Origin of the sequence: Chitinophaga japonensis (assembly GCF_007830125.1) — a bacterium.
Classification (GTDB): domain Bacteria; phylum Bacteroidota; class Bacteroidia; order Chitinophagales; family Chitinophagaceae; genus Chitinophaga; species Chitinophaga japonensis.
Map to the genome: position 1 here is coordinate 655,862 of NZ_VLLG01000004.1, position 15,250 is coordinate 671,111.

The window sequence follows — 15,250 nt, forward strand, 5'->3', positions numbered from 1 at the left end:
AATGATTATTTTACAGGCGCGGCGGTGCAGGCAGCGCCCTGTTGTTTGATAATGTCAAGGATGCGGCGGATGTCGCCGGGAGTAGTGAGCGGGTTCAGGATGGTGAACTTCAGGTAGAACGAGCCGTTCACCCTGGTGCTCGCTACCAGCACTTCCCCGCTGTTGAACAGCGCCTTTTTTATCGCGCGGTTGATCTCGCACAGGTCAGCAGGCGGCAGGTGATCCGGCGCATAGCGGAACAGCAGCACGCCCATATCCGAATCGCTCAGCAGTTCCAGCGCAGGGTCCAGCGAGATCATCTCCGCCGCCTTTTCGGCGGTCTCAATGATCGTTTCCGTATACGCCCCCAACTTCTGCCTGCCCATGAGGCGCAGCGTGCACCACAGCTTCAGCGCGTCAAAGCGGCGGGTGCTTTGCGTAACGGTCTTGTTGATCTGGTTCAGGTCGTCATAATCCTCATCCTTCGGGTTCAGGTAGTCCACATGCATGCGCAGCAACTGCAGGAACTTTTTATCCCTTACAATAAAGGCGCTGCCGCTGATGGGCTGGAAAAAGGATTTATGGTAATCGACCGTAACGGAATGCGCCTGTTCCATCCCGTTCAGCAGGTGGCGGTATTTGTCCGTGAGCAGCAGGCCGCAGCCGTAGGCCGCATCAATGTGGTACCACAGCCCGTACTTTGCGGCCAGGCGGGCAATGTCCGCCAGGGGGTCCACGTTCCCGAAATCGGTAGTGCCGGCGGTAGCCACTACGGCGATGGGAATATTACCTGCCCGCAGCTCTCTTTCAATGGCGGCTTCCAACTCCGCCGCGTCCATACGGAAACGGCTATCCGTTTTGATCTTTACCAGCGCCTGCTCTCCCAGGCCCAGCAGGGCGGCATTCTTCTGATTACTGAAATGCGCCATTTCCGACAGGAAGATGCGGTAGCGGCCGGCATCTGCGGGCAGACCCGCCTGCTTGATGTTATGCCCGGCATACTCGGCTGCATAATAGTCGCGCGCCAGCAACAGGCCCATGAGGTTGCTCTGCGAGCCGCCGGCAGTGAACACGCCGTCTGCCGCCGGGCTGAAGCCGATTTCACGGGCCGTCCAGTTGATCAGCTTTTGCTCCATCAGCGTGCCGCCGGCGCTCTGGTCCCAGGTATCCTGGGAGGAATTGATGGCGGCGATCAGCACTTCCGCCGCTACAGCCGGTATCACTACCGGGCAGTTCAGGTGGGCGATGTAAGCCGGCAGGTGAAAGGCGGTGGCATGCTGCACATACAGCTCATCCACTTCCTGCAGCAGGCTTTCCATATCCGGCAGCGGGGTATCAAAATCCAGCGCGGCAAAAGCGGCCTTCAGGTCTGTGGAGGCCACGCCGCTGAAAGGCTTGCGGTTGCGCTGCAGGAATTTCACCACCAGGTTGGTAGCGCCGGCCATGGCTTGGGTGTATTCCGGGACGGCGCCCTGGTGAAAGATATCCCCGCAGGCGGTTTGCGGGTGCGTCAAAACATCCTGCAACGGCTGTTGCAGGTCGGCATATGCGGTGCTGTTCATAAATCGTATAGCTTTTAAAGTTAGTTGATCATAAATTCGGCTTTGAACACCTTACCGTAGTGCTCTTCCATTACGAGGTAGGGGTTGTCCGGGTGCGTTACGGAGCGGATGCTGAGCAGGCTGGTCTTGCTCATCATGCGGAGCATCAGCCTGCGCTCGCATTTCACCAGGCGGCCGTTCTCCTCCCGGAAGCCGGCCATAAAGGCGCTGCGGCCATGCGCGCAGAGGTGGTTGTTCACAAAGATCATATCGCCCGATTCAGGAATAAATTCCTGGTAGATCAGGCCCCTGGCGGCTTCCCAGAAACGTTGCAGGTGTTCCATCGCTTCCGGCGACTGGTCTGCGCGCTCATTATAGATCTGCTCTGCAGCGTCGAAGCGCATAAAGGGGGCCGCCTCGCTGCCGTAGAGGATGGAAGTGCAGGGCGCTTCGCCAATGGCCTCCTCCTCGCCGTAGTTGGCATCCTTGGGGCATTTATAAATGGGGCGGAACAGCTCCTTCATGAAACCTTCCGGCCGGCCGTGCGAACGGATGGAATACAGCATGGACGGTACGCGCTCTTCATTGCGCAGGTACAGGAAGCTCAGGAAATCCGCCGCATTGTGCAAAAAGGCGTCCTCGGTATGCACCATGAGGTCCGTGCCGGAGCCGGAACCGGTTTGCGTGTACACCATGCGCTCGTCGGGGATAATGGCGTGCAGCAGGCCACCGCCTTTGCGCTGCGCGTAATACTCCACGGGCTTGGAAGGCACGGCGCCATGCAGCAGGGCAGAAATAAATCCGTAATCCACCAGCTTGCCGTAATCCGTTTCCTGCCAACTGGGCGGTGTGGGGCCCAGCGCTTCCTGCGATACCTCCAGCAGTCCGCGCAGCACCACCGCGCCGTATTGTGTGGCGGAAAAATCAGTGCCAAAACGGCTCAGCAGCTTTGCAATGCGCTCCGGCAGCAGTGTGTAAGCATTCAGGTGGAGCATGGCAATGAACTCGGGATCTTCGTAGTGCCGGTACCGTTGTTTCAAGGTTTTACTGATAGTGGTAATGGCCTGCCGCTCTTCAGGCGTTATCTCCACCACCAGCGGCTTCATGGGCGGAGCGGGCGCAACCTGGGGCGCAGCGGGGCGCTCTTCGCCCACAGGGCGAAGGGGAGCAATCTGCTCTATCTGGGTCTTCATTCCAATTGTTTTAAAAGTGAATACTAGGGTTCGTTTGACATAGAGAATTTCCGGTATTAAAAAATATGGTTCTGTGAATGGTTACTTACTAAAGTCTTTTACTTCAGGGAACGATGTACATATTGTTCGTTACAAATTTGCATCATTCGCAAAGCAAGGGCTTAATCAAATGCGGAAAACAATTTACGAGATAGGGAATTTCAAATGGACATTACTATTCCGGACAAAAAAAGCCCGGGCTAAAACCCGGGCCTGTCTTTAATCTTAACTATATGTTCATCTTTACGCAACTTAGAATTTAAATGCCACGCTTCCGAGGAAGTTCAGCTTTTTCTGCGGCGTACCGTTGCTGTTCCAGTATTCCTCGTTCAGCAGGTTATTGCCTTTTACAGACAGCCTGAATTTGGGCTGGTCGTAGAAGATGGCTACGTTCAGCAGGGTGTAGGAAGGCAGCACAAAAGTATTGGTCGCCTCAAACCAGGAATCGGCCACATAGTTGCCACCGGCGCCAAAGCCCAGGCCTCTTACTTTGCCACGGGTAATGTAGTAGCTGATCCAGAGGTTCACCACATCTTTGGGGCTGGCGGTGATATACTTGCCTTCCAGCGCGGCGGATGCTTTTTCATACTTGTTTTCGTTATGCCCGTAGCCGGCTACGATATTCAGTCCCGGAACGGGGTTGGCGATCAGCTCTGCTTCGTAGCCCTTGCTGTGCTGGGTGCCGTCCTGACGGGTGAAGGTTTCTCCATCCACCACTTCAGGCCGGGTGGAGTTGGTCACCGCAATATCATAATAGCTCAGGGAGCCGCTCAGCTTATTATCCACCAGGTCCAGCTTTACGCCGGCTTCCCACTGGTCGCCGCGCTGCGGCTTCAGCTCCAGCACGGTGTTGTCCGGCTGCGTTACGGGCGCCAGGTTTACAAAGCCGTTCATGTAGTTACCAAAAACGGATAATTTTTCCGGCAGCACCTGGTATACCAGGCCGAACTTGGGAGACAGGGAGGTCTGGTTATAGCCGCCGGTATATTTACCCGTAGCAGGGCTATAGGAGCCGTCTGTAGTAAAATAGTCCGCGCGCAGGCTCAGCATGGCCATCAACGCCGGCGTAATGTTCAGCACATCGGAAACATAGGCGCCGTAGCTGTAGGACTTGTTGGTGGTGGTGCTGAAGCCTTTTTCATATGACAGCTCGTTTAATTTTTCAACGTTCATATCCGGTATGGGCTGGTTGAGGTTGACCTCATCGTAGGTAACGGAGGCACGGTAGAGATCATAATAGTTATAATTGTAGTCCAGCCCTATTACCACGCGGTTACGCAATGATCCCAGGTTGAAGTCGCCGATGAAGTTCTGCTGGAACTGGATATTGCCGAAGGTTTCCGGCGTCTGGTTCCGCACGGAGCGGCGAACGGTGGAGTCCGTGAGCAGGCTCAGGGTGGTCCAGTAGAAATGTTTGTAGAAGCCTTCAGAGAACAGGAAATTGGTCTGTGATTTCCATTTCTCGGAGAACTTGTACTCCATCTGCGCCTGCAGGTTGTTGATCCCGTTGCTCACATCCACGCTGTTATTGATCAGTGACTGCTTGTAGCCCAGGGGCAGGTCCTTGAAGCTGCGGGCCGTTACATTGGCCAGGGAGCCGATGGCGAAGGAGGTGGTGGTATATGCACTGCGGGTAATGTCCGCGTCTATGGTAAATTTCAGGCGGTCGTTCACCTGGTAGATGAAGCTGGGCGCAAAGGTATAGTTCTTCGCATATCCCTGGTCCTGGAAGGAGGTTTCCGTTTGCCCGGCCACGTTGAGGCGGAACAGGGCGGTATTGTCCTTGTTGATAGGCGTATTGATATCCGCCGCTATCCTGGAAAAGCGGAAGCTGCCGCCGGTAAAGCTCACTTCCCCGCCAAAGCCCTGGTACGGCTTTTTGGTAATATAATTATATACACCGCCGAAGGTCACGTTACGGTTGGCGCCAAATAAAGTGCCGGAAGGGCCTTTGATCACTTCCACCCTTTCCAGGATGGCCGGGTTCAGCGGCACCACAGCGCTGGTCATCATGCCGTTGCGCATGCCCACGGTAGTGGCAAAGCCCCGCAGGCTCATACCCTGGGAGCCGCCCGCCAGTGAGTTGGGCACAGCGCCGGGAATATTGCGGTACAGGTCTGTACGCTCAATGATCACCTGCTCCTGCATCAGCGCCTTGCCTACCACCTGGTACACCTGCGGGTTTTCCAGGTTCTTTAAAGGCAGGCGGGCCACCTGTTCCGTTTCCTTGTCGGCAAACTTGTTCTGGCCGCTGGTAATAATGATCTCCTGCAACTGGGTATTGGACACCTGCAGTTGCAGCGATACGGTAGCGGTCTGGTTCTTTTTCACCGTTACCGGTTGTACGAGCTTCTCATATCCCACCAGCGAAACTTCCAGCTCATAGTTGCCGGTAGGTACCCTGCTGATGGTGAAAGTGCCATCTTCGGCTGTAATGGCGTTCTTGCCGGTGCCTTTTAAAACAATGCTAACGGATGGTGCCGGTCTGTCGTCGCTGGTGGTTACTTTTCCCTTAATGGTCCCGTAGTCGGTCTCTTCTTCATTTGCAAAACCCAGAACGGGTAACAGTAAAAGTAAAAGTGGTACAATTTGCCTCATGGTATTTATAAAAATTTTGGCAAATGTGTAATATAAATACCTGATACATTTACTAAATCGGGAAAAGTTTTTACGCAAAAGGGAAAGTTCGTAAGCAGAAGGCCTACTTCAGCAACCTGTAATTCCTGTAATCAAACAGCCGCCTGCCGGTTTTTTCCTCGATCCAGTGCAGCAGCCGGCGGCGGAAGCTCTTGAAGTTCTTCCTGCTGATATCCCATTCAAACTGCCAGTGCTGCCTGGCCACGCGATCCTGCATGAATGCCGGGTGCCGGCCGGTAAAGCGCCGGAGGGAATCGATGCCGGAGTAGTCGAAATGCCGGCTTTCCAGGATCGGCCTTATTTTTTCAGTGTCATGCCCGTGATATAGCTGCACGGTATTCTGCCACTTCTTCAGGCCGGCCTCGAGGGGATCTTTTACCCAGCCATAATGATAGATGTGCGCCTGCACCGGCTTCACCTGCAGCTTGCGGTCATGAAGCCGGAAACCCTGGGCATCCTTATAGGAGCGCAGGCCTGGCTGGTTGCGCACAATGCGGATCTCGTGGTTATACCAGATACGGGAGTCGCCCACGTAATCGTAGCCGCCATAAAAGTGGATGTATTTGAACAGCAGCCCCTCCACCCGGGTATCATCCTTGTACTGTTCCATGGCCGCACGGATAGCCGGGTAGTCGTCCTCGTGCACTACTTCATCGGCCTGTATGTAAAAAGCCCAGGTAGTGTCTGCGCTCACCTCGTCCAGCGCTTTATTGGTCTCCACGGCCAGCACCCGCCCCCCTTCCTTCAGGGAGTCGTCCCATACGGAATGCAGGATACGGATCTTGGGCGACCCGATCGATTCGATCAGTTGCAGCGTATCGTCTGTTGAATTGCCCACGCACACGATCACTTCATCACACAGCGGCAGGATGGAGGAGATGGACTCCACTACAGGATAGTCCAGTTTAATGGCGTTGCGTACAAAGGTAAACCCGGTTACTTTCATCAATATTATTTTAAACCTGGCAGGTTTTTGCGACCTGCCAGGTCTGCACGGGCGTGAAAATATAAAAATTTTATATTTGTACCGCGCCTTGCCTGAAAGTTGTACATTTATAGATCACCCGAATCCGTTCACCGCTATGCAATACAAACAGATACCGCCACCCGCTTTCCTGCAGGATTATGTCCGGTATTTCTGGGTGCTGGAAAATGATGGCGATGACGGTCTGCCCAGGAACCTCCGGGCCATTGCGGACGGCAGCCCCGGGCTGATCTTCCAGCAAACCGACTGCGGGACGCTCTGCTACGAAGACCGCAACCGCCTGCCGGGTATGTTCCTGTACGGGCAAACCACCAAACCCCGGAATATGTATGCAACGGGGAAGCTCTGCACCATCGGTATTTATTTTTATCCCAATGCGCTGAAATCCGTTTTCGGCCTCAACGCCAATGAGCTCACCGACGATTGCCTGGACCTGCACAGCCTGAACGCCAGCCAGGTGATCAGCCTTTCCGACCAGTTGCTGAACACGCTTTCCATCCAGGAGCGCATCAGGGCGCTGTCGTCCTACCTGGTCACCCAGGTACAGGCCCACAACATACCGGTAGACGAGCCGATGCGCTATGCCGTATCGCAGATCGTACAGTCAAAGGGCCATGTATCCGTAAAGGAGCTGCGCGAACAGTTGTTCCTCACGGAAAGGAGCTTTGAAAGAAGGTTCAAGCAATGGGTAGGCATCCCGCCCAAGCTGTTCGCCCGCATCTGCCAGTTCCAGGCCTCCCTGGCGCAGTTACGGCACAACCGCTTTGACAAGCTTTCGGACATTGCCTTTGAGCTGGACTATGCAGACCATTCCCATTACATCCGCGCATTTAAGGAATTTGCCGGCTTTTCTCCCAACCAGTACCAGAAATGGTCCAGCGAAGTAGTGGAGAACCTGGCGGAAGTACGCCGCTGATCTAACTTGCCTCCTGAAAACAAACTGTTGCGGTTATGCTTAAACTTGCTAACATCCTGCTGATACTGGCAGCCACTTCCACCGCCCTGATGGCGGGCCTCTTCTATGCCTGGTCCTGCTCCGTGACCATCGGCCTGGCCAAAGTGCCGGACACGGTGTACATCGCCTCCATGCAAGCCATGAACCGGGCTATCCAGAACTTCGCTTTTTTCACCTGTTTCTTCGGCACGCTGCTGTTGCTGCCGCTCAGCACCTACCTGCAATACTCCGCTCCCGCTTCCGGCCGCTTCTGGTGCCTGCTGGCCGCCAGCCTGCTGTACGTGATCGGCGTATTCGGTGTTACGGTAGTGGGCAATGTGCCCCTGAACGAAGCGCTGGACGCCTTCCACCTCTCCTCCGCCTCCACACAGGAGATCGCCGCGCAGCGGGCCCGTTTTGAAGGCCCCTGGAACCGGCTGAACCTGGTAAGGGCCATCGCCGGCACCTTGTCCGTAATAATGGTCATCATCGCCTGCCTGCTCCCGGAAGAACAGGCGTAGCAGTGCCATGGCGCTGCTACCCGTTCAATCCCAGGCGTATCGCCGCCGCTACGGGCGTATCCTCATTATCTATACCGCCGGCTCCGGGGCCTTCCTTCCAGAACAGGGGCGGCTGCGCCAGGAACCGCGGCTCCCTGCCATGATGCGGCTGGGCGGCATGCACCAGGAAAGGATGGCACAGGTACACCGTACCTGCCTTACCGGTAGCCAGGGTCACCTTCCCTTCAGGGCGCTCCGCCAGCCTGGCGGCCAGCTCCCCGAGAGAAAGCCCCCCTTCTCCTTCCGCGCTTAGTTCCCGGGCTACCTCCAGGTGAGAGCCCGGCCGTATCCTGGTAGGCGCGTCCTGCTCCCCTACATCGGAAAACAGGAACAGCATCAGCAATGCCCGGCCCTTTGAATACCGGTTCACCCGCCACTCCAGGTAATTGTGAGCATCTGCGCCGGCAAAGCTGACATCTACATGCCAGCCGGCATCACCGGGATCATCCGGCGAGGGAAAACGGACCGGGAAAGTACCCATGGCTTTACAGGGCATCCATTTGCCGGGCCCTGCCAGTTGATCGAAGGCCCGGTGCAGCACGGGGGTGTTGGCGGCTGCTACAAAGGGCGGCTGCGTGTACATGCCCAGCCGGATCACCGGTTGGGTCCAGGTGGCCGGATCATCCGGGTCTGCAGGCAGGTCCTGCCAGAGAATATCGCGCGCAGCAGCCGCAAGCGCCGCGGGAAATGCATTGTCTATACGTACAAAGCCCTCATGGATAAATCGGGCGATCTGTTGTTGGTTTAAAACTTCCTCCATGATCACAGGATTGAATAAGAATGGTATTATGTGAAGAAATACATAGGCGGCGCCCTGCAACAAGGCGCTGTGTGAGCAGTATAAAGGAGGTATCTTAAAGTGTTGGTGCCATTCTCATGGACGCAAAGTTATATTACCTTTCGCATTTTACAAATACCTGTTCCATCAAAACTTATGCGGACTGGTACGGGCATGGCTAATCGCTGATGAAAGGCAGCCGCACCCCGCGGTAGGCGGGCTTCTGTACCTGCAGCTTTAACTTTTTAAACGTTTCCAGCGGGCCCTTGGTCACAAAGAGGTTTACCAGCCAGGCCGGCAGGGAGCCGCCGGGATCGGTTTCCAGTACATAATCTATGCGCACGCTTTGCGGGCCAAGCGGCGTGATCTCCCATTTACCAAAAGAACGGTTTACCCGTACAATGTTCTTTTTCTCCGGCACATAGCCTGCTACCGTAGGGCCGTCAATGGTCACTACTCTGGTATGCGGGTCCTGCCGGGCCGTAAGGTGGGCAATGAAATCGCGGTTACTGCAGGGCCAGGGCAGCTCCACTTCCGAATAGTAATACAGCTCCGCCGGCGACACCTGCTTCAGCAATACGCTGGAGCGGGTGCTGTATACCCATTCCGCGCCGGTGTTCACATCCAACACAATAGCTACCAGTTGGGAGAGCGTAGCGGGCAGCACGCAGCGCACGCGGATGGCCTTCAGGTCGGGATTTAGCCGGGACTGTTTTGTGTAGATCTCGATACCTTCCCGGTTCGTCTTCAGCTTCCAGGTTTCCTGTCCCCTGCACCAGGTGTATCCCAGCACAAGCAGGCAAAAGAGGGTTACATGCTTTTTCATCTGTTAATATCCGTCTTTTCATCGGTCAGATGGAACCTCGCATTAACATGTCTCTGTGTGAGAAACGAAGTTGTCATGCTCGGTTTCATAAAAAAAATAACCTTGTTGATCCAATATTCCGGTCTGTTGATTCGTCCTCTAAATTACAGATAATAGCTATTTTTAATGATAATGAAGAAAAAATGGAGGTCGCTCAGCGATTCCGCCCACTACCAGCGTAATAAATTCCTGAATTTATCGGCCACCCCGGTAATGGCCGAAGGCGTATCCTTCAGCAAGCTGCTGTTTGATTATATCCGCCGGCCTTCCAGCATTACGCCCTCCCATGCCCTTCCTTCCGTGCAAACCGACCTGCGGGCGCTGCCGGGAGATGCGCCGGTCATCGTATGGTTCGGCCATTCCTCTTACCTGCTGCATTACAGGGACACCAACATCCTGGTAGACCCGGTATTCAGCGGGCATGCCTCCCCCCTGCCCGGCATGATCAAGGCTTTTGCCGGCACCGGTACCTATGGCGTTACGGATATGCCGCCGCTGGACTATCTGCTACTGTCCCATAACCACTACGATCACCTGGACAAGAAAACCATCGCTGCCCTGCAGCCCCACACCGGCGCATGTTACGTGCCTTTGGGCGTGGGCAGGGATATTGGCAGCCCGGCCGCCACGGACCTGCGCATTACGGAAATGGACTGGTGGGAAACGGTGCAATTGCCACCGGACATGCAGCTTACGGCCACGCCTGCACGGCATTTCTCCGGCAGGGGCCTGCGGCGCGCCACCTCGCTGTGGGCATCCTATGTGCTGCAAATGCCGGGCTATACGATCTTTATCGGGGGCGACTCCGGCTACGATACCCATTTCAGGGATATCGGCGAAAAATATGGCCCCTTTGACCTCGCCATCCTGGAATGCGGGCAGTACAATGCTTCCTGGCCTTATATTCACATGTTCCCGGAACAAACGCTGCAGGCCGCCGAAGACCTGCAGGCCAAAGCTCTGCTGCCCGTGCATTGGGGCAAATTCGCACTGGCCAACCATCCCTGGAATGAGCCCATCCGGCGGCTGACAAGCGCCGCCAGTGGTTCAGGCATTACCGTGACCACGCCGCTGATCGGGGAGCCGGTGGTGCTGGGCCACTCCTACCCGCAGCAACAGTGGTGGGAGTTTTAATTTCATTCGCCCGGAAGCGGACAGGCAGTGACGGCGAGCTACCAGGGTATACGGGCCGCGCTGGCCAACCCGGCCAGGTCCCTGCGGTCGGAATAAGTTGCGCGCTTAGTGGATAATGCCGCCGGCCCGCTGCCGTACCGCTGCCCGTACTTTCAGCAACTGCCAGCCCACCCCGGCCAGGAACAGCACAAACAGCACCATCAGCGCCCTTTGCGTAGCCGGTGAATCAATGTCCGTAGACAGCGGGTTACGAAGCGGCAGGCGCAAAAAAGTTTCATTGATACCCGGCACCAGGGAAAAGAACAGCGTGGCAGACATGCAAAATACTTCCACATAGGCGGAGGCGCGCCCGAACAACTGTGTACGTACTGCCAGCAGCGCTACGCCAAACAGCAACAGGATCAGCAATGCCAGCGCATGACCGGGGTTGAAGCCGCCGGCCCTGGACAGCCCGAAAGCGGAAACGCAGGCGATCACCGTAATGATCATGTAGTACCGCCCCGTTCTGCTGCGCGGGTTGATCACGCCCTCCCGCACCAGGGAGATGGCGGCAAATACCAGCGCAATAACGGAAACGACTGTGTGAAAAATGCCAAGGGTGGATAAAGGGAGGTTCATGGTATGATGGTTTTGACAGGCAATAGTAATCATTGCAGCGTGAATATCCCGCCCGGGCAAATGGTTTGTACAACAATTCCCATGATATATACAACAGCGATTTAACACTGCCCCAAATCATTGTTCATAAAAATGCCCTATTTTACAGCGAAATACCATTTCTCACATTATAAAAACCAATGCAATGAAAAGAACAGCCACTGCCCACTGGAAGGGTGATCTTAAAGGAGGCCAGGGAGAGATCTCAACACAAAGCACCGTACTGAACCAAACGCAATATTCCTTTAACACCCGCTTTGCAGACGGTGTAGGCACCAACCCGGAAGAGCTGCTGGGCGCCTCCCATGCCGGGTGTTTCACCATGGCCCTCAGCGCTGCATTGGCGCAGGCAGGCTTTACTGCCGGCGACCTGGAAACAAAGGCTACTGTAGAGCTGGACACCGCTGCCGGTCCGAAAATTGCCGGTATCACCCTGCAACTGAAAGCGTCTGTGATTGAAGGCGTTTCCGAAGAACAGTTTAAGACTATCGCCAACGGCGCCAAGGAAAACTGCCCGATCTCCAAGGCACTGGCCGCCACGCCGATCAGCCTGGAAGTAACTTACCAGTAAGCGGTAAAACGCATTATATCCATAAGCAAAGCGGATGTCTCATTACATTGAGACATCCGCTTTGTTTATATGCAATACGCAAGGTTACAGCTTGACGAACTTCTTCCGCACGGGCTTACCGGCTTCATCATAAAACTCAACAATATAGGTGCCCGGCGTTAATGCGCTGATGTCCAGCGTGCCGTTAGTGACCTGCCACCTGGCGGCGCGGCCGGTAGACAGGCTGATCACATTTACCACCCCGTTCTGTGTCATTCCGCGCAGCGTCAGCATATTATTGGCGGGGTTAGGGTATACCAGCGCGGCGCCGGCTTCCGGCAGCTTGCCGTTGTTTGCCGGCAGGGTAAACTCAAACCAGTTCAGGTTCCAGTCCCCGGTTGCCGCATAAATACGCAGGGTCTGCTCACCTGCCGGCAGGCTTACAGTAGCCGTTACCGTTGTCCAGGACTGCCAGCCGCCGGTAGCGTCAATATTCACCGATGCCAGGGTGGCGGTACCGCTGCGCAGCTCCAGTTGTCCGCCGCCGGGGGCGCTGGCTACGCGGAAGGCCACTGTATAGGCGCCGGCCGTGCTTACGTTCACGTGATAGTCCATCCAGTCGCCGGCAGCCACCCATCCTATATTCTGCCCGCCGCCCTCATCGGCGGTGGCCTCCGTTCCGATGCCGTTCATTTCATCATAGGCCTCCGCCTCCAGGCGGCCGGGTATATTGGCTGTAGTGCCGCCGGTGCCATTGGTAAAGGCCAGGTAGTTCACATTAAAATCTGCCGCCTCCATCACCAGGCGCAGCACCTTCACGCCTGCCGCAAGGGCCGGGGTGGTTACGTACACGGTTTGCCAGGCCTGGAAACCGCCGGTAAGCGGCACCGCCACCGGGCCGGTAATATCCTGCCCATCCAGCTCCACGTGGAAGCTTTTGCCGTCGTAAGGCGTGGCCACCCGTGCGGCCAGCGTATATACGCCGGGGGTAGTTACGTTCACCGTATATTCCAGCCACTCGCCGGCTGCTACGTAACCAATGTTGAAGCCGCCTTCGGAGCAGCCCTCAATGTCCACATCCGCAGCAGTGCGGTACTGGTTGCCGGCATTGCCTATGCTGGCATCATGGTAGGCGATGCCTTCGCCGCCGGTATCAAAATCCTCCGCCTCTATTTTACCCGGCAGCGCTGCCGGCGTACCGGAATAAGGCTGCTGCAGGGAAGCGCTGGCCTGGTACTGCGCCAGGTAAGTGGTATTCACGGCCGGCGCGCGCAGGGATTGCAGTTCCGCCCCGCCATGCTCCCAGGATGCGAATACATAGGAAGTATCACGGAGCACCTGCGGGCTGATAGCCTGCAGGGTGAAAGGAGTATTCACCACGAAGGTTTTGGAGAAAGGCGCCGTGCCCTGCGTGCCCAGCACCAGTTGCAGTCCCGGCACACTGGCCGCGGCCGTCAGGACCACCTTGTTGGGCTGGATGTCCACGGAATCTATACCGGTGCGCCCGTCGGAGTCGGTAACGGTGAGGAGTATACGGAACCAGATATTGGGCGAGGACTCGCCGCCGTTATCCGCTATGAAAGTACCCGCCGTCATACCGGCCGGGATGACCGGTCCGGGATGCCAGTGTTCGCTGGTGGGATCGTCCTTATGGAAAAAACGCACTTCCCAGTGGTAGGCGGATGCCGGCAGCACGCCATCCTCTGCATCCGTAGCGGTGCCGGAGAAGCTCACGGTATCCAGGGCATCCCAGGTCAGCGTGGCAGACGGCGTGAGTATATGCGGTTCAGGACGGGCATTAAAGGGAGTAACCGTTAGGGTGGCGGCCGTACTGGTATCGCTGCCCACTGCGTTGCTCACAATGCAGCGGTAGCTGCCGGCATCAGCCATGGCCGCCTGCGCAATCGTATAGGCGGCAGCGGTAGCGCCGGGTATATCTGCGCCGTTCTTTTGCCAGCGGTAGCTGAGCGGCGTAGCCCCGGAAGCCTCCACGAAAAAGGATGCCGGGTCTCTTTCCACCACCGTATCGCTGACCGGCTGGTTCACTACCAGGGGAGCCTGGTTATTATCGTATTCTATGCGCCACAGGCTGCCGGTGCTGTTGTAGCGGATGTAGTAGATATTGCCGTCCGCGCCCACGCTGGTGCCCAGCACGGAGCCGAAACCGCCGGAAGCAAATTCCTCCCATCCTGCGCCGGGGTTAGTAGCGTCCACGCTCCTGAGCCAGGGGGAGCACCAGTCGGAAAAGTAGAACCGGTTCCGGTACTGCGGCGGGTAGTTAGTGGATGGGGGGGTAAAGAAAACACCGGATGTAATGGCGCATCCCCAGCCGCTGTGCGGGTAATAGAAAACAGCCGGAATGGTGGTGTCCGCCTGCTCCGGGCCGGAACGCCCGCGCTGGTCCCAACCGTAATTGTAATTGCGGGCGGGGTCCGGGTTGCTCACGTCATTGATCTCCTCGTAGTTACCACCCACATCGATCACGAATAGTTTTTGCGATACCGGGTCCAGGCTCATCTTCCAGGGATTGCGCATGCCCTTGGCCCAGATGCTGCGCTTTTGCCGGGATGCGCCGGGCTCGTTGTAATAGGGATTGCCGGGCGCGGGCTGCCCGTCTTCCGTCAGCCGCAGGATCTTTCCCCGGTAGGTGTCCGGCTTGGGCGATTCTGCCGAAGCATTGCTCTCCCCGATCGCAATGTACAGGAAACCGTCCCTGAACTGCAGCGCACCGCCGTTATGGAAGCCGTTGATGATGGGGTCAAACTCCATCACGCGGGTAACGGAAGTCACCTGGCTGGCGGCATTGATCACGACCAGGTCCAGGTAGTGCCGTGTCATGTCCGGGTTGGTGTAAAAAATGTAGCATTTGCCGTTAGCCGCAAACTGCGGGTGCAGGGCGATGCCCAGCAGGCCCTGTTCTGCGGCGGTGGTGGTGCTTACGGTATGCACCGTGGCCACGGTACCGTTCAGGAACACCTTTACATGGCCGGAGCGTTCCGCCATGAAAATGCGGCCGTCGGGCGCATGCGCCATGGAGGTGGCTTCGTTGATCACGTCGCCGGTCAGTTTCCGCTGGATAAACCCGGCGGGGAGCTGGCTGTAGGCCTCCCCCGGAGGGATGGCCAGCAACAGCAGCGTTGCAAAGCATAATTGCTGTAAGCCGGCAGCTAAAAGCCGGATAGGTACGGGTAGGTTTTTCATCATATGGGTAGTTTTGAATGACGTAGTAAGGTTGCAGTTATCGGACTAAGGGTTTTATGGTTTTCAAAGGCAATAGGTTCCGGCGGCAAAGATAAGTATTGCCGGGTATTGATGAGCCGCCTTTATTTTGTCCGGATTAGCTTTTGCAACAGCGGGGCGCATGCCATAAAATAAAAGGGCAGCGTAAAGGGCGCCCG

At 56.4% G+C, this 15,250-nt stretch carries 12 protein-coding genes; 4 read left to right on the forward strand and 8 right to left on the reverse strand.

Features of this window, described 5'->3' with window-relative positions:
* Positions 1-5 precede the first annotated feature (5 nt).
* The 4 genes from LX66_RS19785 to LX66_RS19800 form a co-directional block, all read right to left on the reverse strand.
* Positions 6-1,541, reverse strand: a complete 1,536-nt coding sequence (locus tag LX66_RS19785; protein ID WP_145716771.1) for a pyridoxal phosphate-dependent decarboxylase family protein — start codon at positions 1,539-1,541, stop codon at positions 6-8.
* Between the two features lie 20 nt (positions 1,542-1,561).
* Positions 1,562-2,713 (reverse strand): Fe(II)-2OG oxygenase family protein, encoded by a 1,152-nt coding sequence (locus tag LX66_RS19790; protein WP_145716773.1) that lies wholly within the window; start codon positions 2,711-2,713, stop codon positions 1,562-1,564.
* Between the two features lie 291 nt (positions 2,714-3,004).
* On the reverse strand, positions 3,005-5,350 hold the full coding sequence (locus LX66_RS19795; RefSeq protein ID WP_145716775.1) for a TonB-dependent receptor: 2,346 nt from the start codon (positions 5,348-5,350) through the stop codon (positions 3,005-3,007).
* Between the two features lie 103 nt (positions 5,351-5,453).
* Positions 5,454-6,335 (reverse strand): glycosyltransferase family protein, encoded by an 882-nt coding sequence (locus LX66_RS19800; protein ID WP_145716776.1) that lies wholly within the window; start codon positions 6,333-6,335, stop codon positions 5,454-5,456.
* Between the two features lie 136 nt (positions 6,336-6,471).
* Here LX66_RS19800 and LX66_RS19805 point away from each other — a divergent pair, with 136 nt between their 5' ends.
* Both LX66_RS19805 and LX66_RS19810 read left to right on the forward strand, forming a co-directional pair.
* Positions 6,472-7,290 (forward strand): helix-turn-helix domain-containing protein, encoded by an 819-nt coding sequence (locus LX66_RS19805; protein ID WP_145716778.1) that lies wholly within the window; start codon positions 6,472-6,474, stop codon positions 7,288-7,290.
* 35 nt (positions 7,291-7,325) lie between these two features.
* Positions 7,326-7,829 carry an anthrone oxygenase family protein gene (locus tag LX66_RS19810; RefSeq protein ID WP_145716780.1) on the forward strand — a complete coding sequence of 168 codons (504 nt, stop codon included), beginning with the start codon at positions 7,326-7,328 and terminating at the stop codon, positions 7,827-7,829.
* Positions 7,830-7,845: 16 nt separating this feature from the next.
* Here LX66_RS19810 and LX66_RS19815 read toward each other — a convergent pair whose 3' ends face one another.
* The gene (locus LX66_RS19815; protein ID WP_145716782.1) at positions 7,846-8,628 is read right to left on the reverse strand and encodes a phytanoyl-CoA dioxygenase family protein; all 783 of its coding nucleotides are present in this window, start codon (positions 8,626-8,628) and stop codon (positions 7,846-7,848) included.
* Positions 8,629-8,824: 196 nt separating this feature from the next.
* A complete protein-coding gene (locus LX66_RS19820; protein ID WP_145716784.1) occupies positions 8,825-9,472 on the reverse strand; it encodes an START domain-containing protein in 648 nt (215 codons plus the stop codon).
* Between the two features lie 171 nt (positions 9,473-9,643).
* On the opposite strand from LX66_RS19820, the gene LX66_RS19825 reads away from it, so the two are divergent.
* Positions 9,644-10,645 carry an MBL fold metallo-hydrolase gene (locus LX66_RS19825; RefSeq protein ID WP_145716786.1) on the forward strand — a complete coding sequence of 334 codons (1,002 nt, stop codon included), beginning with the start codon at positions 9,644-9,646 and terminating at the stop codon, positions 10,643-10,645.
* 105 nt (positions 10,646-10,750) lie between these two features.
* Here the strand turns inward: LX66_RS19825 and LX66_RS19830 are convergent, their stop codons facing one another.
* The gene (locus LX66_RS19830; protein ID WP_145716788.1) at positions 10,751-11,263 is read right to left on the reverse strand and encodes a hypothetical protein; all 513 of its coding nucleotides are present in this window, start codon (positions 11,261-11,263) and stop codon (positions 10,751-10,753) included.
* Between the two features lie 184 nt (positions 11,264-11,447).
* Here LX66_RS19830 and LX66_RS19835 point away from each other — a divergent pair, with 184 nt between their 5' ends.
* Complete coding sequence (locus LX66_RS19835; protein ID WP_145716790.1) at positions 11,448-11,873, forward strand: OsmC family protein; 426 nt, start codon at positions 11,448-11,450, stop codon at positions 11,871-11,873.
* An 84-nt stretch (positions 11,874-11,957) separates the two neighbouring features.
* On the opposite strand, the gene LX66_RS19840 is transcribed toward LX66_RS19835, so the two are convergent.
* Entirely contained in the window at positions 11,958-15,056 is a 3,099-nt protein-coding gene (locus tag LX66_RS19840) for a carbohydrate-binding protein (protein WP_145716792.1), read from the reverse strand.
* Positions 15,057-15,250 lie beyond the last annotated feature (194 nt).